General features: G+C 63.2%; 25 protein-coding genes and 1 pseudogene. 11 read left to right on the top strand and 15 right to left on the bottom strand.

Translation table 11 applies throughout. The annotated features are described in order from the left end of the window. Positions 1-33: 33 nt before the first annotated feature. Positions 34-477 (top strand): SRPBCC family protein, encoded by a 444-nt coding sequence (locus NKH59_RS24180; protein WP_352465254.1) that lies wholly within the window; start codon positions 34-36, stop codon positions 475-477. A gap of 31 nt (positions 478-508) precedes the next feature. Here NKH59_RS24180 and NKH59_RS24175 read toward each other — a convergent pair whose 3' ends face one another. From NKH59_RS24175 to NKH59_RS24155, 5 genes are all read right to left on the bottom strand, one after another. Further along, positions 509-874 carry a GFA family protein gene (locus NKH59_RS24175; RefSeq protein WP_353023309.1) on the bottom strand — a complete coding sequence of 122 codons (366 nt, stop codon included), beginning with the start codon at positions 872-874 and terminating at the stop codon, positions 509-511. 193 nt (positions 875-1,067) lie between these two features. Beyond that, positions 1,068-2,534, bottom strand: coding sequence for a rhizopine catabolism transcriptional regulator MocR (gene mocR / locus NKH59_RS24170; protein WP_352740684.1), 1,467 nt, complete (start codon positions 2,532-2,534; stop codon positions 1,068-1,070). A gap of 4 nt (positions 2,535-2,538) precedes the next feature. Further along, positions 2,539-2,745: a LacI family DNA-binding transcriptional regulator gene (locus NKH59_RS24165; RefSeq protein ID WP_352453276.1), complete on the bottom strand. Its 207-nt coding sequence runs from the start codon at positions 2,743-2,745 to the stop codon at positions 2,539-2,541. Between the two features lie 200 nt (positions 2,746-2,945). Further along, entirely contained in the window at positions 2,946-3,857 is a 912-nt protein-coding gene (gene iolE, locus NKH59_RS24160; protein WP_353023307.1) for a myo-inosose-2 dehydratase, read from the bottom strand. Positions 3,858-3,976: 119 nt separating this feature from the next. Continuing rightward, entirely contained in the window at positions 3,977-4,264 is a 288-nt protein-coding gene (locus NKH59_RS24155; RefSeq protein ID WP_352473504.1) for a DUF3175 domain-containing protein, read from the bottom strand. 174 nt (positions 4,265-4,438) lie between these two features. Between NKH59_RS24155 and NKH59_RS24150 the strand changes: the two genes are divergently transcribed. The 8 genes from NKH59_RS24150 (at position 4,439) to NKH59_RS24115 (ending at position 12,887) form a co-directional block, all read left to right on the top strand. Continuing rightward, positions 4,439-5,671, top strand: a complete 1,233-nt coding sequence (locus NKH59_RS24150; protein ID WP_353023305.1) for an MFS transporter — start codon at positions 4,439-4,441, stop codon at positions 5,669-5,671. A gap of 173 nt (positions 5,672-5,844) precedes the next feature. Further along, complete coding sequence (gene gntR / locus NKH59_RS24145) at positions 5,845-6,873, top strand: HTH-type transcriptional regulator GntR (RefSeq protein WP_353023304.1); 1,029 nt, start codon at positions 5,845-5,847, stop codon at positions 6,871-6,873. A 110-nt stretch (positions 6,874-6,983) separates the two neighbouring features. Beyond that, on the top strand, positions 6,984-7,154 hold the full coding sequence (locus NKH59_RS24140; RefSeq protein WP_352750391.1) for a hypothetical protein: 171 nt from the start codon (positions 6,984-6,986) through the stop codon (positions 7,152-7,154). A 508-nt stretch (positions 7,155-7,662) separates the two neighbouring features. Beyond that, positions 7,663-8,787 (top strand): sugar ABC transporter substrate-binding protein, encoded by a 1,125-nt coding sequence (locus NKH59_RS24135; protein WP_352473506.1) that lies wholly within the window; start codon positions 7,663-7,665, stop codon positions 8,785-8,787. A 47-nt stretch (positions 8,788-8,834) separates the two neighbouring features. Continuing rightward, positions 8,835-10,376: a sugar ABC transporter ATP-binding protein gene (locus NKH59_RS24130; RefSeq protein WP_352819117.1), complete on the top strand. Its 1,542-nt coding sequence runs from the start codon at positions 8,835-8,837 to the stop codon at positions 10,374-10,376. Beyond that, the gene (locus NKH59_RS24125) at positions 10,373-11,353 is read left to right on the top strand and encodes an ABC transporter permease (protein ID WP_353023302.1); all 981 of its coding nucleotides are present in this window, start codon (positions 10,373-10,375) and stop codon (positions 11,351-11,353) included. Before NKH59_RS24130 ends, NKH59_RS24125 begins: the two co-directional genes overlap by 4 nt. Continuing rightward, on the top strand, positions 11,350-12,336 hold the full coding sequence (locus NKH59_RS24120) for an ABC transporter permease (protein ID WP_353023300.1): 987 nt from the start codon (positions 11,350-11,352) through the stop codon (positions 12,334-12,336). The genes NKH59_RS24125 and NKH59_RS24120 overlap by 4 nt, the downstream gene beginning before the upstream one ends. Before the next feature lie 5 nt (positions 12,337-12,341). Further along, a complete protein-coding gene (locus NKH59_RS24115; protein ID WP_353023299.1) occupies positions 12,342-12,887 on the top strand; it encodes a gluconokinase in 546 nt (181 codons plus the stop codon). Here NKH59_RS24115 and NKH59_RS24110 read toward each other — a convergent pair. Together NKH59_RS24110 and NKH59_RS24105 are read right to left on the bottom strand one after the other, a co-directional pair. Further along, entirely contained in the window at positions 12,884-13,333 is a 450-nt protein-coding gene (locus NKH59_RS24110; RefSeq protein WP_006202816.1) for an RrF2 family transcriptional regulator, read from the bottom strand. The two genes, NKH59_RS24115 and NKH59_RS24110, sit on opposite strands and share 4 nt — an antisense overlap. Positions 13,334-13,580: 247 nt before the next feature. Beyond that, entirely contained in the window at positions 13,581-14,567 is a 987-nt protein-coding gene (locus tag NKH59_RS24105) for a sulfate ABC transporter substrate-binding protein (RefSeq protein WP_352473511.1), read from the bottom strand. 284 nt (positions 14,568-14,851) lie between these two features. On the opposite strand from NKH59_RS24105, the gene NKH59_RS24100 reads away from it, so the two are divergent. Further along, the gene (locus tag NKH59_RS24100) at positions 14,852-15,124 is read left to right on the top strand and encodes an antitoxin (protein ID WP_352473543.1); all 273 of its coding nucleotides are present in this window, start codon (positions 14,852-14,854) and stop codon (positions 15,122-15,124) included. Continuing rightward, the gene (locus NKH59_RS24095) at positions 15,124-15,522 is read left to right on the top strand and encodes a type II toxin-antitoxin system VapC family toxin (RefSeq protein WP_352771334.1); all 399 of its coding nucleotides are present in this window, start codon (positions 15,124-15,126) and stop codon (positions 15,520-15,522) included. The genes NKH59_RS24100 and NKH59_RS24095 overlap by 1 nt, the downstream gene beginning before the upstream one ends. 14 nt (positions 15,523-15,536) lie before the next feature. On the opposite strand, the gene NKH59_RS24090 is transcribed toward NKH59_RS24095, so the two are convergent. The 8 genes and pseudogenes from NKH59_RS24090 to NKH59_RS24055 all read right to left on the bottom strand — a co-directional run bounded on the left by NKH59_RS24090 (position 15,537) and on the right by NKH59_RS24055 (position 22,637). Next, entirely contained in the window at positions 15,537-16,577 is a 1,041-nt protein-coding gene (locus NKH59_RS24090; RefSeq protein ID WP_352465240.1) for a sulfate/molybdate ABC transporter ATP-binding protein, read from the bottom strand. Positions 16,578-16,708: 131 nt separating this feature from the next. Next, positions 16,709-17,593, bottom strand: coding sequence for a sulfate ABC transporter permease subunit CysW (gene cysW / locus NKH59_RS24085; RefSeq protein WP_352473513.1), 885 nt, complete (start codon positions 17,591-17,593; stop codon positions 16,709-16,711). Next, entirely contained in the window at positions 17,586-18,437 is an 852-nt protein-coding gene (cysT, locus tag NKH59_RS24080) for a sulfate ABC transporter permease subunit CysT (RefSeq protein ID WP_352771332.1), read from the bottom strand. Before cysT ends, cysW begins: the two co-directional genes overlap by 8 nt. A gap of 18 nt (positions 18,438-18,455) precedes the next feature. Further along, entirely contained in the window at positions 18,456-19,484 is a 1,029-nt protein-coding gene (locus tag NKH59_RS24075; protein WP_352473515.1) for a sulfate ABC transporter substrate-binding protein, read from the bottom strand. Positions 19,485-19,702: 218 nt separating this feature from the next. Then, the gene (locus NKH59_RS24070) at positions 19,703-20,143 is read right to left on the bottom strand and encodes a M15 family metallopeptidase (RefSeq protein ID WP_353023297.1); all 441 of its coding nucleotides are present in this window, start codon (positions 20,141-20,143) and stop codon (positions 19,703-19,705) included. Next, a pseudogene (locus NKH59_RS24065) lies at positions 20,092-20,328 on the bottom strand (M15 family metallopeptidase); the annotation flags it as partial. The gene NKH59_RS24070 and the pseudogene NKH59_RS24065, both read right to left, overlap by 52 nt. 27 nt (positions 20,329-20,355) lie before the next feature. Then, positions 20,356-22,446 carry a penicillin-binding protein 1C gene (pbpC, locus tag NKH59_RS24060; protein WP_353023295.1) on the bottom strand — a complete coding sequence of 697 codons (2,091 nt, stop codon included), beginning with the start codon at positions 22,444-22,446 and terminating at the stop codon, positions 20,356-20,358. 11 nt (positions 22,447-22,457) lie between these two features. Beyond that, a complete protein-coding gene (locus NKH59_RS24055) occupies positions 22,458-22,637 on the bottom strand; it encodes a hypothetical protein (protein ID WP_352769180.1) in 180 nt (59 codons plus the stop codon). Positions 22,638-22,641 lie beyond the last annotated feature (4 nt).

Genomic DNA, 22,641 nt, shown 5'->3' with positions numbered 1-22,641 from the left:
GGGCATCGATCACCAACACGGAGGATTAACGATATGCCCGGCACCGTACGGCTGCACCGCGTTCTGACAACCAGCTCGGAGAAAGTCTACCGCGCGTTCCTTGAAGCGGATGCACTTGCGAAATGGCTTCCGCCGAACGGCTTCACCTGCACGGTTCATCACTTCGAGGCGAAAGTCGGCGGTGCGTTCAAAATGTCCTTCCGCAACTTCACCACCGGCGACAGCCACTCGTTCGGCGGCGAATATGTCGAGCTCGTGCCCAATGAGCGACTGCGTTACACCGACCGGTTCGACGACCCCAACCTGGCCGGCGAGATCGAGGTGACCGTGACATTGAAGAAAGTGTCGGTCGGCACCGAAGTGAATATCACGCAGGCAGGTATCCCAGACGCCATCCCGGTTGAGGCCTGCTATCTCGGCTGGCAGGAGTCGCTGCGAAATCTGGCGAAGCTCGTTGAACCCGAGATCAACCAGTAAGGTAAAGCGCTGCGCTGGCGGGTTGGCGTCGCTAACCGGAAACCCAGGGATGACGCCGGTCTTCCCACCCAACATGCGCCGGGGCCGGAAAGGCGGGATCGGCGAAGCAGCCGACCGCGACGGCGATCCATTCAGGCTTTCGCTCGGGCTCCCAGAAGACGCTCGAGCCGCAGCCCGGGCAGAAATGGAAAGTGATATGGTGGCCGCTCCGAGCTGATCGCCTGTAGGTACTGGCGTCGCCTTCGGCTTCTACCTTGTCGCGCGCAAAGAAGGCGGCGACGCCGTATGTGCTGCCGGTCCGTTTCTGGCAGTCGAGGCAGTGGCACTGTGCGACCAGCTGCGGCTCTCCGTTACAGGAGATCCTCAGTTGCCCGCAGGCACAGGATGCGGTTCTCATGGCAATCCTCATGGTTCAGATGAATGCGTTGCCCGCCAATACCGGCGGTGGGCATGCTTCTGGTTTTCGGGGAGGTTCGGCCTTGGGAAGCGCGCTTTGCGCGAACGCCGAAAACAAGGACCGACGCCCCATATTCCTAATCACTGCGGGCGACCGACTCAACCCCGCGGTGAACGAGATGGAGAGCCTGGCTCTAGCTTCTATCCAATCTTAGGAACGCGGCGCGCAACGCCAGAACGGCGCGCAGGATCTGACGTTCGTCCATCGCCGCATAGCCGAGCAGCAGGCCGTGCTCGGGCTCAGTGGAATGATAGTTGATGGAGATGCCCTGAACGTCGAGCCCCTCCTTGAGGGCGGCGGCGACCACGTCGCTGTCCTTATAGGGCCTGACGAAGCTCGCCAGCAGCTGCATGCCGGAATCGTTTTCCGTGACGATCAGCCATTCGGCCAGATGCTCCTGGCACAGCTTGACGAAGTTCGCCTGCCGGCGCGCGTAGAGCCGGCGCATGCGCTTGAGGTGCGTGGCGAAATAGCCCTGCATGATGAAGTCGTTGACCGTTGCCTGCAGGATCAGCGGCGCGAACTGGCCGGTGATGCTCACCGCCCGGTCGAACGGAACCGACAATTCGCGCGGCACGATCAGATAACCGATGCGCAGCGCCGGAATCAGCGTCTTGCCGAAGCTGCCGATATAGACGACGCGGTCGGCATGGTCGAGCCCGCGCAGCGCCGGCACCGGCCGGCCGCGGAACCGGTATTCGCCGTCATAGTCATCCTCGACGATCCAGGCGCCGTTGCGTTCGGCGATGTCGAGCAGCTGCAACCGCTCCTCGATGCGCATGATGGTGCCGAACGGCCATTGGCAGGATGGCGTCACATAGATTAGCCGCGGCGGCGGCAGCTCCGGATCGGCAAGATGCCAGCCGCGCCGGTCGACCTTCAACGGTGCCAGCTTGGCGCCGCTGGCGAGAAAGGCGCTTTTGGCGCCGAGATAGCCGGGCTCTTCCATCCAGACATGGTCGCCTTCGTCCATCAGCACGCGCGAGACCAGATCGAGCGCTGCCTGCGCACCGGTGACGATGATCACCTGGTCGGCGGTGCAACTGATGCCGCGCGACAGGCCGATGGTCGAGGCAATGGCCTGGCGCAGGCCGGGGTGACCGGCAAAGGAGAGATAACCAAGCAGACTATCGTCGCGGCTGCGTGCATTGCGCACCAGAAGGCTTGACCAGATGGTGAACGGAAACGATGCCGTTTCAGGCACGCCGGGATGGAAATTGATGACGCCGGCATTACGCGGCGGTTGCGGGCCGTTGACGATGGTCTGACCGCGCCGCGACAGCTTTTGCGGCGCTGCCAGTCCGGCGCGCAGGGATGCCAAGGGGCGGTTCTGCTGGATCGGCGCCACCCAGGTGCCCGATCCGGCACGCGCCTCGATAAAACCTTCGGCAAGGAGCTGGTCATAGGCGGCGATGACCGTGTTGCGCCCGACCTTCAGATCTTCGGCCAGCGAGCGCGTCGACGGCAGCAGCGTGTTCTGCGGGATCTGGCCGTCAAGAATGAAGCGTCGCAAGGCGCCGTAGATCTGACGATGCATCGGTTCTTCCGAAGCGCGGTCGACCGACATGATGTCGAGGGAAAGGCGCATGTGGTCGGGCAAGGCACTATCCCCCGACGAACCGGGCGGCGCGGGCGATCTTTTCCTCGTTGAGCCGGCAGACGGTGTCGAGCACCAGCCGCCTGGTTTCGGGACGGATCTCGCGGCTGTTCTTCAGCGCGCGATGCACGGTGGCGGCGCCAAGTTCCGCCTTCTCGGCAATCTCGCGGATGGTGCAAAGCCGTTCCATGCCAAGCGCAGCTTCGAAAGCCATATCGCTCCTCCTCGGTTGCATCAAGGCACGGCTTCCGGTCGGCCTCAAGCTTGAAAGTCGGGGTTTGCAATCCAGAGCCGGGATTCTGCGATCCGCGCCGCGCAGGGAGCAAGGCGGCGCGGATCGCCGGGCGCTTTCGCGTCGCTAACCCCATCGCGGCGCGCGCTCATCGTGTCCCCCGGCTCGCAAATGCGGGCCGGTCAGTTTGCCTGCCGCGTCGCCACTTCGAAGCCGGCCTCGCGGGCGGTGGCGAGCAGCGAGAAATAGCCCTTGCTGGCATAGGTCAGCGGATGCGCCTTGGCCGGATCCTGCTCGGCCTCGACAACGAGCCAACCTTCATAGCCGCGCGCGGCGAGGGGCTTCAGCAATGACAGGAAATCGACCGAGCCGTCGCCGGGCACGGTAAAAATGCCGTCCATTACCGCCGCCATGAAGCTCATGTCCTCGCGGCGTGCCCGTTTCAGCATCGCCCTGCGAACATCCTTGCAATGGAAATGCACGATACGGTCGAGATGCCGTTGCAGCAGCGATTGCGGGTCGCCGCCCGAAAACAGGCAGTGGCCGGTATCGAACAAAAGGCCGACGCTTCGGCCCGTCGCCGCCATCAGCCTGTCGACTTCATCGTCCGTCTCGACGATGGTGCCCATGTGGTGGTGGAAGGCCATGCCGACCCCGAATGCGGCCATGCGGTCGGCGAGGGCGGTCAGTTTCTCGCCATAGGACGGCCAGTCCCTGTCGGCGAGGCGCGGACGCTCGGAGATCGGTGCGAAAATGCCGTCATGGCGACCGCGCGAGGTGTCGGCGTAGACGACGATCCTGGCGCCAAGGTCGCGCAACAGCTGAAGATGTGGGGTGATCGCCGCGAATTCCTCGTCGACCGTGCGGTCGAGAATGCGGCCATCATACCAGCCGGAGACGAGTTCCGGGCCATAGGAAGACAGGAGCGGCCCAAGCACTTCAGCCTGGCGCGGAAATTTGCCGCCGAGTTCGGTGCCGCGGTAGCCGGCCAGCGCCGTTTCCGACAGGCAGGTCTCCAAGGACGTATCCCCGCCAAGCGCCGGAACGTCGTCATTGCTCCAGGTGATGGGATTGATGCCGATCTTGACCGTCATGACGCCAGGCTTTTGCGGGCTTGGGAATACAAGCCGAGCCTGCAGACTGGCGACAAAGAGGCCCTGTCACTAGGTCCAGTTCAGCCGAATTTGGCAGAACCAATTAATGGAGACCGACCCTAATCTTCCTTTGGGCGGCCAAAAAGGGCGCGCAGCTCGTCTTTGGCGTCCTCCAGCACTTTCTTCTGCGCCGCCGGCAGGTTCTTGCCGGCGCGGTTGATGTAGAAATTCAGCATCGACATGGCGGATTGAAACGGCCCTGCCTTGCGTCGGTCGCTGTGCTCGGCCGATCGCTTCAAAGAGGCGGCGATCTTCTTGGGATCGTGGGATTCGAAGATGTGTTCCTCGAGGTCCAGCGCGTCGCTGTGCCCGGTGACGTCGGCGGACCATTTCCGTTGCGCGGTCATGGCAAACTCCTTCCACTAGGTCGTTGCCGGAAAACGCCTTATGGCGCACCCCTGTTCCACTTCGGCCCGAATCCCTGGAGCCACGGATTTGCCTGTCGTGGCGCTGCTCGGCGATGCGAATGCGCCGATAGTGGTCAGAACCGCCGATTCAAGAACTGCGGACAGGAAACGCTCTTGACCCCAATCGTCTCAAGCCAGGCAGGAAGTTCCGGCATCGACAGTGCCTATGCCTGGATACGGCTGGGCATCTCGATGCTGCTGGCAACGATCGGCGGGGTCGGCATGTGGGCGGTGGTCGTGGTGCTGCCTGCCGTGCAGGCAGAATTCGGCGTCGACCGCGCCGCTGCCTCGATGCCCTACACCGCGACCATGGTCGGCTTTGCCGCCGGTAATGTGCTGTTCGGCCGCGCCATCGACCGCATGGGGTATTGGATCCCGGCGCTGATTGCCGCGATTACACTTGGCGCCGGCTTCCTGCTGGCGTCGCTGACCAGTTCGATCCTGCAGTTCACCCTCGTCCAGGGCCTGTTGATCGGCGTTGGCTCGTCGGCGATCTTCGGGCCGCTGATCGCCGACATCTCGCACTGGTTCAACCGGCGCCGCGGCGTCGCGGTGACTGCTGCCGCATCCGGCAACTATCTCGCCGGAGCGATCTGGCCGACGGCGATGCCCTATGTCATGCAGGCGCAAGGCTGGCGCTTCACCTATGCCGCGATCGGCGTTGTCTGCCTGGTCACCATGGTGCCCTTGATCCTGCTGCTCCGGCGCGGCGCATCGCCCCAGGCGGCTCCGGGATCGCCGGGCAGCCGCGTGGTTCAGCCGATCTCCCTGTCGCCGGCCGCCTTGCAGGCGCTGCTCATCGTGGCCGGGCTCGGCTGCTGCGTGGCGATGTCGATGCCGCAAGTCCATATCGTCGCCTATTGCATTGATCTCGGCTACGGCGTGGCGCATGGCGCCGATATGCTGTCGATCATGCTGGCGGCGGGCGTCGTCAGCCGGCTTGGCTCGGGTTTCCTTGCCGATCGCATCGGCGGTGTGAAAACCCTGCTGATCGGCTCGGTGCTGCAATGCCTGTCGCTGTTGTTCTATATCCCGTTCGACGGGCTTGCCTCGCTTTATGTCGTCTCGCTGGTTTTCGGCCTGTCGCAAGGCGGCATCGTGCCCTGTTATGCGATCATCGTGCGCGAATATATGCCAGCCAAGGAAGCTGGCCAGCGCGTCGGCATCGTCATGATGGCGACCATCTTCGGCATGGCGATCGGCGGCTGGATGTCGGGCTGGATCTACGATCTGACCGGCTCCTATGCCGCCGCGTTCCTCAACGGCATTGCCTGGAACCTGCTGAATATTTTGGCCATGGTGCTGCTGCTGTGGAAGGCCCGGCGCAGCGCTGCTGTGGCGGCCTGAAGCACAGCGGTACGGATACAGTCTCTCCGGCCGTCGCTTGACAACAGCCGAAGGCTGCGCGACGCCAGACAAGGTGTGGCAACGGGCCAGTTTGGCATGGCAGCAGTTTCAAAAACGCTGAACATCGTTTCACGGTCGCGTGTGGGCGGTTGCCCGGCGTCCGGACGAGTACGGTGATCAAGCCGCGCTCACGCCGCGGCGGCGGCCGCCCGACCATCGCCGACGTCGCCCGCAAGGCCGGCGTCGGCGCCATTACCGTATCGCGCGCCCTGCGTGAGCCGGGGCGTGTCTCGGAAGATCTGCGCCGCCAGATCGAGTCGGCCGTGAACGAGCTCGGCTATGTGCCCGACCCGAATGCGCGGGCGCTGGCTTCGGCGCGCGCCGAGGTCTTTGGCGTTCTGGTGCCGTCGCTTACCAACAACGTCTTTGCCGAAGTGGTGCGCGGCATCTACGACAGCCTGTCGGACGGCCCTTTCCGGATTCAGCTCGGCAACACCCACTATTCCGGCCTTGAGGAAGAGCGGCTGCTGCAGGTGTTTGGCCCGCAACGCCCGGCGGCGCTGATCGTGGCCGGCATCGACCAAACGCCGGCCTCGCGAAAACTGCTGGAAACGGCAGGCTGTCCGGTGGTGCAGGTGATGGAGACCGGGCCCGATCTGGTCGACATGATGGTCGGTTTCTCACATTTCGAGGGCGGCAAGGCGGCTGCGGAACATCTGATCGAGGCAGGCTATCGCCGGATCGGCTTCATCGGTGCGCGCATGGATCCGCGTTCGCAGCGGCGGCTCGCCGGCTATCGCGCGGCGATGGAGGCGGCCGGCCTGTTCGATCCGAGGCTCACCACCACGACGCCGGTGCCCTCCAGCGTCACCCTCGGCCGCGAATTGTTCCGCGACGCGCTGGCCAAGGTGCCGAGCCTCGATGGGGTGTTCTGTAACAATGACGATATCGCCCTTGGCGTGCTGTTCGAATGCCACCGCGCTTCGATCGCCGTGCCGAAGACGATCGGCGTCGTCGGCTTCAACGATCTCGACATGATGGAGGTGGCGTTTCCGTCGGTCACCAGCGTTCGGACGTATCGCTACGAGATCGGCCGGCGGGCGGTCGCCATGGCGCTTGCGGCGATCGAAGGCAACAGGCCGGAACAGCGGGTCGTCGACCTCGGCTTCGAACTCAAGCGGCGTGAAAGCACGGCGCGCTGAAAGCTCGAAAAAAGGGTCCGGCGATCCGGTAGTACTCGAGCACCATCGCGATGCGCCGGAGGTGTTCGAGGAACTGAGTAGGTCTCGGACACCTACGCAGGCCAGGGTCCATGAACATCTGGGCGACTTCCTATGGGAAAATCCGGAGGCCGAACCGCTTCATTGAGGCGCATGGTTCTCCAGACGGCAAGGTCGTTCTTGGCCCAGTTCTCCACAATCTGGCGGTCTTCATCGGAAAGAAGGAGCGCAAGGCTCGCCAGTACATCGAATACGCCAGCTGAGTAGCCACGGCGGTACATGTGTTCCAGTTTTGGATCAATATGTCCTTCCATCATTGGCTCCCCACATCCAGCGTTGTTCTGCGCAAAGCGACGAAACAGTAATGCGTTTCATAGACGCTGTCGCCGTTTTGGATGCAACGGATCGACGGGTGGCGCAGGTGTCGTCGCGACCTCGGCTTCGAACTCAAGCGGCGTGAAAGCACGGCACGCTGAAGCGCGCTTCAACGCAATGGCGCTTTACACTACGTCATGGTAGCGCTACCAGTTATCGCCGGGCGGTACTTCGCTCAGAAGATGGGGGCTGTTTATTATACATAAGCGACAGCTCATGCTTGTTTATTATGTATAATATGATAGTTTTTGCGGGACTAGCCGGGCAGCAAAGGAGGGGATCGGGTCGGCATTCGGCCACCTGAACGCGCGACGGGTACGGCGGGAGGTGCCGGGCCGGAAAAGCGCAAATTCATCGGCGTAACAACAAACAAAACTGCAACTGGGAGGAATATCGATGATCAAGTCACTCGTTGGCGGTATCGTTGCCGCCACTGCTTTCGTCATGCTGAGCTCGTCGGCGATCGCCGATCCTGAAATCGTCAAGGGGCCATCGGCCGAGCCTGACTGCTTCGCGCCCTGGTCGGCCGATACGCAGTTCTTCAAGTTCCCCAAGAAAGACGGCCCGTACCGCATCGCTCTGGCCAACGGCTATATCGCCAACACATGGCGCATCCAGATGGTGCAGACGGCAAAGGCCTATGCAGCGCAGCCGGACGTCGCGGCCAAGCTCAAGGAATTCAAGGTGGTCTCGACCGGCGAAGACGTGCCGGCGCAGATTTCGGCGATCAACAATTTCATCGATTCCGGCTATGACGCGATTGTCGTCAACGCCCAGAACCCGACCGCATTCGGTCCTGTCATCAAACGGGCCAAGGAAGCCGGCGTGGTGCTGGTCGCCTTCGACAACATCCTCGACACCAAGGATGCCATCAACGTCAATGTCGACCAGAAAGGCCTTGGCGAATTGTGGGGCAACTGGCTGGTCAAGCACGTGCCGAACGGCGGCAAGGTGCTGGAAGTGCGCGGCGTCGCCGGCACATCCGTCGATACCGACCGCCATAACGGCATCCACGAGGTTCTCGACGCTTCCGGCAAGAAATGGGATGTCACCGAGGTCGTCGGCAAGTGGGATGACGGCGTTGCGCAAAAGGCTACGGCCGATGCCATTGCCACCAACGGCCCCTTCGACGGCATTACCGGACAGGGCGGCGATACCGGCATCGTGCAGGCGATGATCGATGCCAAGCATCCGTTCGTGCCGTTCGGCGGCGAGACGGAGAACGGCTTCCGCAAATTCTGCGCCAAGTTCGCCGCTGACGGCCTGAAATGCTCGTCGGCCGGCACCGGCCCGGCGCAGGTCGCGGTTGCCATCAAGACGGCGATTGCAGCACTTGAAGGCCAGGTCGTGCCGCAAGCGGTCAAGCTGCCGCTGGCGATCGTCGAGGATCCGAACTTCAAGGCAGGCCAGGACTACTTCCCCGACCAATCCGACAATTTCTTCGTCGGCAATTCCTTCCCGACCTGCGGCATCAATTTCACGGCGCAGGAAATCATGGGCCAGAGCAAGGAAAACCAGTAAACTCCGACAGCCCGACATCCTGATTGCCAAGCGCCTGGGGAGGGCCGATGGACGGTGCGGTTCCGCTCTTCCGCATGGAAGGCATATCCAAGCGCTATGGCGGCGTGCGGGCGCTGGAGAAGGCCGAACTGTCGGTCACTCCAGGCAGCATCCACGCCATTCTCGGCGAGAACGGCGCCGGCAAATCGACGCTGATCAAGGTCATGGCGGGGGTCGTCGCGCCCGACGAGGGCCGCATGATGCTGGACGGAAGCGAAGTTACCTTCGCTTCGCCGGCCGCTGCCAACCAGGCCGGCATCGTCTGCATCTTCCAGGAACTGTCGCTCGTCCCCGAACTCAGCGTTGCCGACAACATCGTCATTTCCGATCCGCCGAAGCGTTTCGGCATGATCGACCGCAAGGCGCAGCGCCGCATCGCCGAAGAAGCCCTGGCTCGCGCCGGCGCTTCCGATATCCATCCGCTGGCGCTGGTCAAGGATCTTCCCCTTTCAAGAAGGCAGATGGTCGAGATCGCCAAGGCACTGGCGCGCAAGCCACGCATCCTGATCCTCGACGAGGCGACCTCGGCGCTGACCGCGGCCGACGTCGCCAGAGTTTTCGCCGTGTTGAAGCGGCTGCGTTCGGAAGGGCTGGCGCTGCTCTATATATCGCACCGCATGAACGAGATCGCCGAGTTGGCCGACCAGTGCACGGTGTTCCGCAATGGCCGCAATGTCGCCAGCTACGCGGCCGGTACAAAAAGCGACAACGAGGTCGTCGAACTGATGATCGGGCGCGAATACAGCCACGTCTTTCCGCCCAAGCCCGCGCGGGCGGCTGCCGCAGCCACGCCGGTTCTGGAGGCGCGCAGCCTGTCCTGGACGGATCGGCTGCACGATGTCTCGCTATCGGTCGGGGCGGGCGAGGTGGTCGGGCTTGGCGGCCTCGACGGCCAAGGCCAGCGCGAATTGCTGCTCGCCTTCTTCGGTGTGCTGCGTGGCCTGTCGGGCCAGATCCTGATCGACGGCAGGCCGGTGGCGATCGCCAGCCCGGCCGCGGCGCGCGATGACCGGATCGGCATGGCGCTGATCCCGGAGGACCGCAAGACCGAGGGGCTGATGCTGCCGATGACGGTGCGCGAAAACCTCTCATTCGCTGCCCTCGACCGGCTGTCCAGGGCCGGCATCATCGATCGCGCCGCCGAGCAGCGGCTGATCGACGATATGGTGGGTCTCCTGGCGATCAAGACCGCCGGCCTCGACATTCCGGTCGGCGCGCTATCCGGTGGCAACCAGCAGAAGGTCGTCATCGCCAAATGGCTGATGCGGCAGCCGCGCATCATCCTGCTCAACGATCCGACGCGCGGCATCGATGTCGGCACCAAGCAGGAGCTTTACCAGTTGATGCGCAAGCTTGCCGACCAGGGTGCGGCGATCCTCTTCTATTCGACCGACTATGACGAGCTGATCGGCTGCTGCGACCGCGTGCTGGTGCTCTATGACGGCGCGGTCAAGCGCGAACTGGTCGGCGCCGAAATCACCGAGCGGGCGCTGATCGCCAGCGCGCTCAACATTCACGAAGAGATGCCAAAGCAAGGAGCGGACGCGTGAAGGATTGGCGCTACTGGCTTGCCGAACAGCGCGGAACGCTGCTGGCGTTCGGCATCTTCGTCGTCATGTTCGTCATCTACACCTCGAACCATCCGGCGGGCTTCACCGCCAATGTCGTGCAGACGGCCTCGAACAAGGGCGTGCTGCTCGCCTTCGTCGCCATGGCGCAAACGCTGGTGGTGATCACCGCCGGCATCGATCTTTCGGTCGGGATGATCTTCACCCTGACCAACTGCCTGGCGTCGTGGCTGGTCGTCGGCACCGGCATCGAGACCGCCGTCGGCGTCATCGCCGTGCTCGGCACCGGGCTGCTGTGCGGGGCAATCAACGGCGCCATCGTCATCTATGGACGCCTGCAGCCGATCGTCGCCACTATCGCCACCGGTGCGGTCTATTTCGGCATTGCGCTGCTGCTTCGGCCGTTTCCGGGCGGCTCGGTCAATGAGGGGCTCGCCGATGCGCTGACCGGGCGCCTGCTTGGTATTGTGCCGGCGAGCCTGGTGGCGCTGCTGGCGGTCGTGCTTGTCGTCTGGGTGCCGTTCAGCCGGTCGGTGCTCGGCCGCGCCGCTTATGCGGCCGGCTCCTCGGAGATGGCGGCCTACATGTCCGGCGTGCCGATCCGGCGTGGAAAGTTCGCCGCCTATGCGCTTGCCGGTCTGCTTGCCGCGATCGGCGGGCTGTTCCTGACGTTCTTCACCTATACCGGTGATGCGGCCTATGCCAGCGGCAACGCCTATACGCTGTTTTCGATTGCCGCGGTCGTGCTTGGCGGCGTGTCGCTGTTCGGCGGCAAGGGCAGCGCCATCGGCGCGATCTTCGGCGCGCTTGCCTTCCGCACCATCGGCGACCTGCTGTTCGTCTTCGATTTCGATCCGCTCTGGCAGCCCCTGTTCCAGGGCGTCATTCTGCTGATCGCGGTCAGCCTCGGCGCCTTCGCCCTGTTTCGGGTCCGCAATCGGCTGGAGTGGTTCCTGTGAGCGAAACGACTGTGAGTGGTCTCGCCGGCCGCATGCCGAAATTCCTCCGCCGCGCCGACCCGGCGGTGCTGACGGCGTTCGCCTGTATCGTGCTGCTGCTGTTCCTCGGCAGCCTCTATTCGCGCAGCTTCCTGTCGCCTGAATACCTTTTGCAGCAGCTCAAGGTGGCGTCGTTTCTTGGCGTCATCGCGACCGGCATGATGCTGGTCATCCTGCTCGGCCAGATCGACCTGTCGGTGCCCTGGTCGGTGGCGGCCGGCGCGATGATGGCCTGTGCCGCGGCCGCATACGGCCCGGTCGGCGTGGCGCTTGCCATTCCGTTCGGCATCTTCTGCGGTGTTCTGATCGGCATCGTCAACGGCATCGGCGTCGCCTATCTGCGCATTCCCTCGATGATCATCACGCTTGCCACCAACGCCGTCGCGCAGGGGCTGATGGTGGTCTACACGGGCGGTTTCTCGCCGCAGGATTCGGCGACCGGTGCGATGCGCTATCTGGCGACCGGCTTTGCCGTTCCTGCCGTGCCCAACGCCGTCCTCATCTGGGCGCTGATCGGCGCCGCAATGGTGTTCGTGCTGACCCGCACCGGCTTCGGCCGCACCGTCTATGGCATCGGCAATCGCGAGCGCGCAGCCTATCTTTCCGGCATCGATACAAGGCGCGTGGTGATGATCGCCTTTGCGGTTTCGGGCGGGCTCTCCGCCTTCGGCGGCGTGCTGTTGGCCGGCTATGCCTCCAAGGCGGCACAGTCGATGGGCGACGCCTATCTGCTGCCGTCGATCGCCGCGGTGGTGCTCGGCGGCACGTCGATCCTCGGTGGGCGCGGCTCCTATCTCGGCACAGTCGCCGGGGCAATCCTGATCACGCTTCTGCAGTCCATTCTCTCTGTCATGCAGATGCCGGAGGCGGGACGGCAGATCATCTACGGCGTCGTCATCGTCGCCATGCTGCTGCTCTATGGCCGCGCGCCGGCAAGCCGCTGACCTGCATGACCGGTAAAGACGTGGCATATAAGCCGGCGAGCACTGTTCGAACGGTACCCGCCATCGTGGTGATGGGCGTTGCCGGCTGCGGCAAGTCGGTTGTCGGCGAAGCGCTTGCAGCGGCATTGGGCGCCGTCTTTATCGAAGGCGACAGGCTGCATCCGCCCGAAAACGTCGCGCGCATGGCGAGCGGCCAGCCGCTCACCGACGCGCTGCGCGAAGGCTGGCTCGACGCGATCGGCCAGCGGATGGCCGCGTCGGTCGCAAGCCGGCAAGGTGTAGTCGCCGCCTGCTCGGCGCTGAAGCGCAGCTACCGCGATCGCCTGCGCGGCTTTTGCCCGGATATCGTTTTCGTTTACCTGGAGATCGACCCGGCAACAGCAAAACAGCGCGTCGGCAATCGCAAGGGTCATTTCATGCCGGCAAGCCTGGTCGACAGCCAGTTCGCCACGCTCGAGGCGCCAGCGGCGGACGAGGCGGCAATGGCCCTGGATGGCACGCGTCCGGTCGCCGACACCGTCGCGACTGCCTTGAGCCTGCTCGCGCGCTAGATTTGCGACGTCAGTTCGACTGGGAAATCGTCATTGTCGGCGTCGCGCATGGCCGCGAGGCTGCGGTTGTCCAGCACCTCGGCGATCGCCTGCCGGACCTCCAGCATCATGTGCCGAACCTGGCAGGTCGCCTCGTCGCAATCCTCGCAGCGCTGGTATTGGGTGCGGCTGGCGCAAGGGATCGGCGCCAGCGGCCCGTCGAGGACACGCACGACATGGCCGATCTTGATCTCGGAAGCCGGCCGGGCAAGGCGGTAACCGCCTTCCTTGCCCTTGCGGCTCTGGACGAAGCCGGCGTTACGCAACTCGCCCAGGATGGCATCCAGGAATTTCTTGGGGATGTTATTGGCGACCGCAATGTCGTTGACGAATGCGAGCTGGCCGACCGGCAGGCCCGACAGATGCACGAGGGCCTTGAGGCCGTATTTGCCTTTTTTGGTAAGCATGCCCCGAGTCAACCCATGAAGCCCCAACCACCTGCGTCTGGCGGCTGTTTGTGTGCAAATCATGACGGTTTGATCACGCGAAGCCGTTCGCGAAAACAAGCCGTCCGTTCTCACGGTAGGCACAAACGCGTTGATTCTTTGTAACGTTTTGGACGGAATGCGCCCGGAAAGTGCCAGAAATCACCTTTCGCGGCGCGAAAGCAAAGAAGCCGGCAAAGCCGGCTTCTGTCAAAGTTGGAACATCGCCTCAGCGGCTGCCATAAGTCTGGTCGAGCAGGCCGCCCGCTGCAAAGTGCTCGGCCTGGACCTTGGCCCAGCCGCCGAAGACCTCCTCCACCGTCAGCAGGCGGACATCGGGAAACTCAGCCTTATATTTGGCGGCGACCGCCGCGTCCCGGGCCCGCAGGCCGTTGCGGGCGGCGATGTCCTGGCCCTCCGGTGTATAGAGGAAGTCGAGATAGGTCTTGGCGAGATCGCGCGTGCCATGCTCGTCTGCAACGGTGTCGACGATCGCCACCGGAAATTCCGCCAACAGGCTGACCGAAGGCGTTACCTGCTCGAACTTGTCCTCGCCATACTCCTTGCGGACGCCGCGCGTTTCCGACTCGAAGGTGATGAGTACGTCGCCGATTTCGCGCTGCACGAAAGTGGTGGTCGCGGCGCGCCCGCCGCTGTCGAACACCGGCACGTTGTTGAACAGCTTTGTCACGAACTCCTTCACCTTGGCATCGTCGCCCTTGAAGGCTTCCTTGGCGTAGGCGGTGGCCGCGAGATAGGTGTAGCGCGCATTGCCCGATGTTTTCGGATTAGGGAAGATCACCTGGACGTCGTCGCGCACGAGATCGTTCCAATCCTTGATGTGCTTCGGATTGCCAGCGCGCACCAGGAAGGAGGGCAGCGAATAGAAAGGCGAGGCGTTGTCCGGAAAGTCCTTCTGCCAGTCGGCGGAGATGAGGCCCTTCTTGACCAGGAAGTCGATGTCGATGACCTGGTTGAACGTGACCACGTCGGCGCCGAGGCCTTCGGCGATGGCGCGTGCTTGTGCCGAGGTTCCGGCATGCGACTGATCGATGGTGACGCCGGGGTGGCCGGCGACGAACGCCTTGTTGACCTGCGCAAACAGTTCGCGCCCGACATCATAGGAAGCATTGAGCAATTTGTCGGCCGACCAGGCTTGGGAGGATGCGAGGAAGAGGCCGGCCAACGTGGCGATGCCAAGCAAAAATCGCTTCATGAAAACAGGCTCCAATGCCATGAGCTTAATGCCGGACCATAGCGGCAAGGCATCGTGCGCGACGAGGCACGCAGAGCGGCCGCTCCACGTTGTCGATAGAAGAAATATTCCCGCTGTGGGCGATTTCTGGTTTTTTCTTTCAAGCAGAGTCTCAGGACAGCTTGGCAGCGGCGCCGATGCCGTCGGCGTGCACGATGGTTCCCGGCCGGCCAACGCGGTGCAAGGCGATTGCATCGCCGCCCTGTCTGGCATATACAAATAGTATATACAAGGGAGCTGTTGTCATGTCTCAACACCGCCATTCAACAACCCCGCCGAAGGAGGCGAAGCTGTTTCGTAACAATCGCAGCCAGGCGGTGCGCATTCCCGTGGAGTTCGAACTTCCCGGCGAAAAGGTCTTGATCAGCCGTGAAGGCGACCGCCTGATCATCGAGCCGGTCCGCAAACCTGGCCTCACCGCACTGCTCGCGCAATGGGCGAAAGAGCCGCCGCCCGGTGCCGAGGAAGACTTTCCCGAAGTCGAGGATATGCCTGTCAAATCCGAGGAATTTTTTTGATGCGGTTCATGCTGGACACGAACATTGTCAGCGACATGATCCGAAATCCGGCCGGGAAAGCCGCAAGCGCTGTCCTGCGCGTGGGAGACGCCGCCGTGTGTACCAGCATCGTGGTCGCGTCGGAACTGCGATATGGCTGCGTCAAGAAAAGATCAGCCAAGTTGCACAAGAAGGTCGAGGAATTGCTGGCTGAGATTCCCGTCTTGCCGCTCGATGTGCCGGTGGATGCCGAGTACGGCGCGATTCGCGCAGAACTGGAAGGCAGGGGCCAGACCATCGGCCAGAATGACCTTTTTATTGCTGCCCACGCCCGTGCGCTTGGAACTACCCTGGTGACCGCCAACACCGGGGAGTTCAACCGGATCAAAGGCCTGAAGGTCGAGAACTGGCTGGTGTAGCGCCTGATAGAGGATCAAGCAGCCGGAAAAAGCTTCCAGCGCCGCGGCCTGAAAGCCACGCGACTTTTCTGCGCCGCCGGATGATCGACGGGCAATTCGATCTCGACCCGCTGACGTTCGCCGCCGATTTCGAGCTCGACCCGCCTGGTGCCGGCGACGCGGCGGCTGGCGGCGACCGTGCCGGCGATGCAGCCGTTGCATTCTTCCACCAGATCGACATCGTGCGGGCGGAAGAACAGCGTCGCTTCGCCTTGCGGTGCGTGCGGCGCGGAAAGCCCGATCGGCCGGTCGGCGATCCAGACCTGGCCGTCCTCGACCTTGACCGGAAGCGAACTCGATTCGCCGATGAAGCCGTAGACGAAGGGAGAGTTCGGCGTGTCGTAGATCTCGTCGGCGGTGCCGACCTGCTCGATGCGGCCCTGGCTCATCACCACGACACGGTCGGCAAGCTCCAGCGCCTCTTCCTGGTCATGGGTGACGAAGACCGTGGTGTGGCCGGTGGCGTCGTGGATGTCGCGCAGCCAGCGACGCAGTTCGCGGCGCACCTGCGCATCGAGCGCGCCGAACGGCTCGTCGAGCAAAAGCACGGCCGGTTCGATCGCCATGGCGCGGGCCAGCGCCACGCGCTGGCGCTGGCCGCCCGAAAGCTGTGCCGGATAGCGTTTTTCCAGACCGGAAAGCTGAACGAGGTTGAGGAGTTCCGAGGCGCGGCGTCGGATTTCCTTCGCCGACGGGCGTGACGGCCCGTGCCGGACCTTGAGTCCGAAGCCGATATTGTCGGCGACCGTCATATGGCGAAACAGCGCGTAGTGCTGGAAGACGAAGCCGACATTGCGCTCCTGAATCGACTTTTGGGAGGCATCCTCTTCGCCGAAGAAGATCTTTCCGCGGGTCGGCCGCTCCAATCCGGCAATCAGCCTGAGCAGCGTCGTCTTGCCGGAACCGGACGGTCCCAGCAGGGCGATCAGTTCTCCCGACTTGATGTCGAGCGAAACGTCGTGGAGGGCCGGAAACCGCTCAAACTCCTTGCGCACGTTGGCAACGCGAACTTCCATGCAAATCCCTTTTGTAGTTGATGCATGCCGTTATCCCAAAACCGGTTCCCACTTTTGGGCGACATCAAATCTTTGTTTTATGCATGTCGTTGTCCAAAAACCGCTACACACTTTTGGGCGACATGCATTTGTCAGTGTCCGCGCGTCGCGGCGATCTCGGCGCCGTAGCGCATCTCGAGAAGTGTTTTCAAGACCAGCGTGACGAGCGCCAGGCCGGCAAGCAGCGAAGCGACGGCAAAGGCGGCGGCGGCATTGTACTCGTTATAAAGGATTTCGACATGCAGCGGCATGGTGTTGGTCAGCCCGCGTATGTGGCCCGACACGACCGAGACGGCGCCGAACTCACCCATCGCGCGGGCATTGCACAACAGCACGCCGTAGAGCAATCCCCATTTGACGTTGGGCAACGTCACGTACCAGAACGCCTGCCAGCCATTGGCTCCAAGCGACAGGGCAGCCTCCTCGTCGCCATTGCCCTGTTCCTGCATCAGCGGGATCAATTCGCGGGCGACGAAGGGGAAGGTGACGAAGACGGTGGCCAGCACGATGCCCGGCACGGCAAACAGGATGACGATGCCATGTGCTTTCAGCCAGGCGCCGAGCAGGCCTTGCGCGCCGAACAAGAGCACGTAGACAAGCCCCGAAATGACCGGCGAGACGGAAAAGGGCAGGTCGATGAGTGTGGTCAGGAACGCCTTGCCCTTGAACTCGAACTTGGCGATCGCCCAGGCGGCGGAAATGCCGAAGACGATGTTGAGCGGCACCGAGATCGCCGCGACCAGAAGCGTCAGGCGGATCGCTGAGCGCGTATCCGGTTCGCCTAGCGCCTGTGTGTAGGCCTCGATGCCCTTGGCGAAAGCTTCCTTGAAGACGATGATCAGCGGCAAGAGCAGGAAGATGGCGAGGAACGCAAACGTTACCGCCATCAGCACGGCTTGCGCAGGGCGGCTTTCGGTTACCGCCGCCGAGCGGCTTTCGTGGTGCGGCGCGTAGGATTTGATCTCCGGGTCAGCCATAGCGCTTGCGGCTCCAGGTCTGCACCAGGTTGATAACCAGCAGCATCACGAAGGACAGCGCCAGCATGATCGCCGCGATCGCGGTCGCCGCGGCATAATTATATTCCTCGAGCCGGATGACGATCAGAAGCGGTGCGATCTCGGATTTGTAGGGCAGGTTGCCGGCGATGAAGATAACCGAGCCGTACTCGCCGACGCCGCGCGCGAAGGCCAGCGCGAAACCGGTGACGATGGCCGGTGCCAGTCCGGGAAGCAGAACACGGCTGATGATCTGGAAGCGATTGGCGCCGAGCGTGGCGGCCACTTCCTCTACCTCTTTGTCGATTTCCTCCATGATCGGCTGCACAGTGCGCACGACGAAGGGCAGCCCGATGAAGATCAGCGCGATGACGATGCCGAGCGGCGTATACGCGACCTTGATGCCGAGCGGCGTCAGCAGGCTTCCGATCCAGCCATTCGGTGCGTAAAGCGTGGTCAAAGCGATGCCGGCAACCGCCGTCGGCAGCGCGAAGGGCAGGTCGACCATGGCATCGGCGATGCGGCGGCCTGGAAAGCTGTAGCGCACCAGCACCCACGCGACGATCGTGCCGAAGACGACGTTGACGGCGGCGGCAATGAAGGCGGTGCCGAAGCTGATTTCAAGCGCGTTGATGGTGCGGCGGTCGGTGACGATCGCCCAGAAGTCGGTCCAGCCGAGCGCCGCCGAGCGCCAGATCAGCCCGGACAGGGGAATGAGGATGATGAGGGTGAGGTAGGCAAGCGAGAAGCCGAGCGTCAATCCGAAACCCGGAATGACGCTCGGCTGCCTGAATCGCCACCCCGCCTTGGCGGGTGCTGTGGTCATGTCGTCCTGATCTAAATGCTACTGGGCCGGCTTGTAGATCTGGTCGAATATACCACCATCGCCGAAATGATAAGGCTGTGCTTTCTTCCAGCCGCCAAAAAGCGGGTCGTCGATGGTGACCAGCTTGATCTCAGGCAGCTTGGCCAAGTCCTCCGCCGGCACCAGTTCGGGCTTCGAAGGGCGATAATGGTTTTTGGCGATGAGCGTCTGGCCTTCCTTGGAATAGAGGTAGCTCAGATAGGCTTCGGCAACTTTGCGCGTGCCTTTGGCGTCGACATTGGCGTCGACCACGGCGACCGGCGGCTCGGCCAGGATCGAGGTCGGCGGGTAGACGATATCGAAATTGTCGGCGCCGAACTCGTCGAGCGCCAGATAGGCCTCGTTTTCCCAGGCGAGCAGCACGTCGCCCAGTCCTTTTTGCGCGAAGGTCACGGTGGCGCCGCGCGCACCGGTGTCGAGAACCGGGACATGCGCATAGAGATTGCCGACGAATTCCTTGGTCTTGGCCTCGTCGCCGCCATCCTTGGCGCTGGCATAGGCCCAGGCGGCAAGATAGTTCCAGCGCGCGCCGCCGGAGGTTTTCGGATTGGGCGTGATCACCTGGACATCGTCCTTGACCAGATCGCCCCAATCATGAATGCCCTTGGGGTTTCCCTTGCGGACGAGGAAGATGATCGTCGAGGTGTAGGGCGCCGAATTGTTTTCGAATTTCGTCCGCCAGTCGGGATTGATCTTCTTCGTTTTCGAGACAATGGCGTTGATGTCGCCTTCGAGCGCCAGCGTCACCACGTCGGCGTCGAGCCCGTCGATCACGGCGCGCGCCTGGGCGCCGGATCCGCCATGCGACTGCTGGACGGTGACGGTCTCGCCTGTCTCGGCCTTCCAGTGGGCGACAAAGGCCTCATCGAATTGCTTGTAGAGCTCACGCGTCGGATCATAGGACACGTTGAGAATGGTGGTGTCGGCAAACGCGAAACCGAGCGTGCCGAACTGGACAGATGTGGCGACCAGTGCGCCGAGCAGTTTCCTGAAATGAGGTTTGGTCATTTCCGCCTCCGTTGAACTCGCGCCAATCTACCGAATTGATAGAATTTAGATGCATTCAATGTTGCCTTTTTTGGCCTATTGAAGCAATTTTTCGCCCAGTTTCGGCGATGCGAGAAACTATTTTCCCCGCATGGACCATGATTGCGATCCCGACGCGATTATCTAGAGACGGCTAGCTCTTCGGCAATGGCTGCGTCGCGCCCGAAGGTTGCGGCCGGCTATTCGGCGGTAACGGGAAAGTTGAAGCGCTCTTTTGGAAACGGCTCGTTCTCCAGCGTGAAGTGCCACCATTCGCGGGCGTAATTCTTGAAGCCGCGGGCACGCATCGCCTCGACAAGTCTTTTGCGGTTAGCCGCCGCTTCACTGGCTATCGGTCGGTGAGCCGTTTCGCTCGCTGGATCGAAACAGTCGAAACCCGTGCCGAAATCGAGCGTGTCGGCATCGGTCGCGCCGCAGGCCGGTTTCGGAGCGCTCTTGCGGTCGGCTCGCGCGATCGCGACATCGACCGTCGATCCGCGCGAATGGGTGGACAGTTCGCCGATATAGCCCTTGGCGATGAGATCCGATAGCAGTCGAACACGACCAGCGTCAGTCCTTCGGCGGCAATCGCTTTCTGCACTGCCGAAAGCGCTTGCGCCGCTTGCCTGGTGAGGATGCATACCGGCGCATCGTAGCCGCTTACCTTGCGATGCAGGAAATTCTCGAGGCCGGCATAGCGGATATCCTGCCGGATATTGGGATCGATGTCGGCTAGCCGAACAAAGCCGGCGGGGAGGGTGTCAGCAAAGGCCGAGGAAATACCGGCGCCCGAAAGCAAGACGTAAAACCCAATCCCCTGAATCACCTGCCGGAAATTATTCAAGGGAAACTTTCACTCGACGAAAACCTTCACACTGGCCGCGCGTCCCGCCGCGTCGATCACGGTCAGGGTCGAATAGCCGGCGCCGTCCGGCTGCCAGGTCGCGGTGCGCCGCCGGTCGATGCCGACCAGCGGCTTGCCGTTGGCCAGCCAGCGGAATGGTGCGCGGCCGCCTTGCAGCTTGAGCACCAGCGGCGAGGCGTCGGCCGAGGAAGTGCCGAGATCGACGCGAGCGCCGTCGGGCGGAAAGATGATGGTTGGCGCAGGTTCGGTCGGCGTCGCCTGCACCAGCCCATCGATGCCGGCGCCGAAGCGCGTCAGCGTCACCGGCAGCTCCTCGCGTTTCGGACGCCGGACGCCGGACGGCTGGCTCGGCAGTGGTACGGCGGCCAGGCCGGAACGGACAAAACCTTCGAACAGGATGGGCGCAGCCGAGACATAGCCGGACAGGCCGGGCACCGCACCGGCGTCGGGGCGGCCGACCCAGACGCCGAGCACGTAGCGGCCGTCGAAGCCGACCGACCAGGCGTCGCGATAGCCGTAGGAGGTGCCGGTCTTGTAGGCGATGCCGCGTTGGGCGGCACCCTGGGGAGGCTTGACGCCTGACAGGATGTCGGTGATCTGCCAGGTCGCCTGCCCGTCGAGGATGGTGGTGGTCGAGCGTTCGGCATTCGCCGGCTCGGTGCCGTCATGCAGCGTGTGTGCCTTGCCGCCATTGGCAAGGCCGGCATAGAGTTGGACCAGGTCGCGCAGGGTCACCCCGACGCCGCCGAGGCCGATCGCCAGGCCGGGCGCTTCGTTGACGGGCAGGATAGGGGTCACATCGGCCTGTCGAAAGCGTGCCATCAGCCGGGCCGGGCCGACCGCGTCGAGCACGCGGATCGCCGGCACGTTGAGCGACAATTGCAGCGCCTGCCTGATGCTGACATCGCCCTGATAGCCCATGTCGAAGTTCTTCGGCCGATACCCGGAGAAATCGGCTGGGCTGTCCTCGATCAGCATCTCCTGCGCCACCAGGCCTTGTTCGAAGGCGAGGCCGTAGATGAACGGCTTCAGCGTCGAGCCAGGCGAGCGAACGACCTTGGTCATGTCGATCCAGCCCGAACGGCTGGCATCGAAGAAATCGGCAGAGCCGACCTCACCAAGAATATCGCCGGTACGGGCATCGGCCAGTACCATGGCCACCGAGAGGCGAGGGCCGAGCCTGGCGGCCGCATCCTTGGCCACCTGCTCCAGCCCTTCCTGGACACTCTTGCGGATCGTCAGTTGCAGCTTCTGGCCGGGAATGGCCTTGGACAGCATCGTATAGGCCGCATGGGCAGCGAGCGCCGGCAAGGTCCGCCGCAGCCCCGACACATCGTCGAGCGCGGCACGCGCGGCCTCACGTTCGCCGAGCAGGCCTGCCGAGACCATGCGGGTCAGCACGCGGTCGCGGACAGCATGGGCGACGTCGAGGTTGCGGTCAGGGCGCCGCTTTTCCGGCAATTGCGGCAAAGCGACGAGCAGGGCCGCCTCCGAGACCGTCAGCCGTTTCGGCTCCTTGCCGAAATAGGCAAGCGAAGCGGCGCGCACACCTTCGAGATTGCCGCCATAGGGCGCCAGCGTCAGATAGCGTTCGAGGATCTCGCGCTTGGAAAGCCGCCGTTCGATCTGGAGGGCGCGCAGCATCTGCTTGATCTTCGAGCCGAGGCTGCGGCTGTCGCGCGGTTCGATCAGCCGGGCGAGTTGCATCGGCAGCGTCGAACCACCGGAGACGATATGGCCGCTGGTCGCGAACTGGCCGGCGGCACGCGCCAGTGCCAGCACGTCGACGCCTTGATGATCCCAGAAACGCTTGTCCTCATAGGTGACCAGCATGTCGACGAACTGCTTGTCGACCTGGTCCAGGCTGGTAGCGAGCCGCCAGTAGCCATCCGGCGTAGCGAAGGCGCGCAGCAGCTGGCCGTCTCGGTCCTGCACCTCGGTCGAGACCGTCAAAGCAGCCGGCAGCGGCGGCGGAAATGCGCGGTCGAGCTGCCAGAGGCCGAAGGCGGTGATTGCCGCGAGACCGGCCAAGGAAATGCCCGTGATGGCCGCTCGGCGCAGGAATTTTCTGGAGAGCATGGCGCCGCCCCTCATCCGCCTGCCGGCACCTTCTCCCCGTTTAGTGACGGGGAGAAGCGGGCTGTCGCGACCCTTGGCGCCTTTTCTGCGACGTTAAAGTTCGGCGAAAACTTCGGCGCATGGCTCTTTCTCCCCGTCTCTATACGGGGAGAAATGCCCGGCAGGGCAATGAGGGGCAGCGCCACCGCCATATTC

Source organism: Mesorhizobium sp. M0998 (assembly GCF_040318885.1).
Taxonomy (GTDB): domain Bacteria; phylum Pseudomonadota; class Alphaproteobacteria; order Rhizobiales; family Rhizobiaceae; genus Mesorhizobium.
This window is presented reverse-complemented; position numbering and strand designations above follow the sequence as displayed.

Excerpts from the sequence above, each read along its gene's own strand:
- NKH59_RS24180 (WP_352465254.1), top strand. The coding sequence starts at position 34 with ATGCCCGGCACCGTACGGCTGCACCGCGTTCTGACAACCAGCTCGGAG.
- NKH59_RS24175 (WP_353023309.1), bottom strand. The coding sequence starts at position 874 with ATGAGAACCGCATCCTGTGCCTGCGGGCAACTGAGGATCTCCTGTAAC.
- NKH59_RS24165 (WP_352453276.1), bottom strand. The coding sequence starts at position 2,745 with ATGGCTTTCGAAGCTGCGCTTGGCATGGAACGGCTTTGCACCATCCGC.
- iolE (WP_353023307.1), bottom strand. The coding sequence starts at position 3,857 with ATGACGGTCAAGATCGGCATCAATCCCATCACCTGGAGCAATGACGAC.
- NKH59_RS24155 (WP_352473504.1), bottom strand. The coding sequence starts at position 4,264 with ATGACCGCGCAACGGAAATGGTCCGCCGACGTCACCGGGCACAGCGAC.
- NKH59_RS24140 (WP_352750391.1), top strand. The coding sequence starts at position 6,984 with ATGAACATCTGGGCGACTTCCTATGGGAAAATCCGGAGGCCGAACCGC.
- NKH59_RS24135 (WP_352473506.1), top strand. The coding sequence starts at position 7,663 with ATGATCAAGTCACTCGTTGGCGGTATCGTTGCCGCCACTGCTTTCGTC.
- NKH59_RS24130 (WP_352819117.1), top strand. The coding sequence starts at position 8,835 with ATGGACGGTGCGGTTCCGCTCTTCCGCATGGAAGGCATATCCAAGCGC.
- NKH59_RS24115 (WP_353023299.1), top strand. The coding sequence starts at position 12,342 with ATGACCGGTAAAGACGTGGCATATAAGCCGGCGAGCACTGTTCGAACG.
- NKH59_RS24110 (WP_006202816.1), bottom strand. The coding sequence starts at position 13,333 with ATGCTTACCAAAAAAGGCAAATACGGCCTCAAGGCCCTCGTGCATCTG.
- NKH59_RS24105 (WP_352473511.1), bottom strand. The coding sequence starts at position 14,567 with ATGAAGCGATTTTTGCTTGGCATCGCCACGTTGGCCGGCCTCTTCCTC.
- NKH59_RS24100 (WP_352473543.1), top strand. The coding sequence starts at position 14,852 with ATGTCTCAACACCGCCATTCAACAACCCCGCCGAAGGAGGCGAAGCTG.
- NKH59_RS24095 (WP_352771334.1), top strand. The coding sequence starts at position 15,124 with ATGCGGTTCATGCTGGACACGAACATTGTCAGCGACATGATCCGAAAT.
- NKH59_RS24090 (WP_352465240.1), bottom strand. The coding sequence starts at position 16,577 with ATGGAAGTTCGCGTTGCCAACGTGCGCAAGGAGTTTGAGCGGTTTCCG.
- cysW (WP_352473513.1), bottom strand. The coding sequence starts at position 17,593 with ATGGCTGACCCGGAGATCAAATCCTACGCGCCGCACCACGAAAGCCGC.
- cysT (WP_352771332.1), bottom strand. The coding sequence starts at position 18,437 with ATGACCACAGCACCCGCCAAGGCGGGGTGGCGATTCAGGCAGCCGAGC.
- NKH59_RS24075 (WP_352473515.1), bottom strand. The coding sequence starts at position 19,484 with ATGACCAAACCTCATTTCAGGAAACTGCTCGGCGCACTGGTCGCCACA.
- NKH59_RS24070 (WP_353023297.1), bottom strand. The coding sequence starts at position 20,143 with ATGCATCCTCACCAGGCAAGCGGCGCAAGCGCTTTCGGCAGTGCAGAA.
- pbpC (WP_353023295.1), bottom strand. The coding sequence starts at position 22,446 with ATGCTCTCCAGAAAATTCCTGCGCCGAGCGGCCATCACGGGCATTTCC.
- NKH59_RS24055 (WP_352769180.1), bottom strand. The coding sequence starts at position 22,637 with ATGGCGGTGGCGCTGCCCCTCATTGCCCTGCCGGGCATTTCTCCCCGT.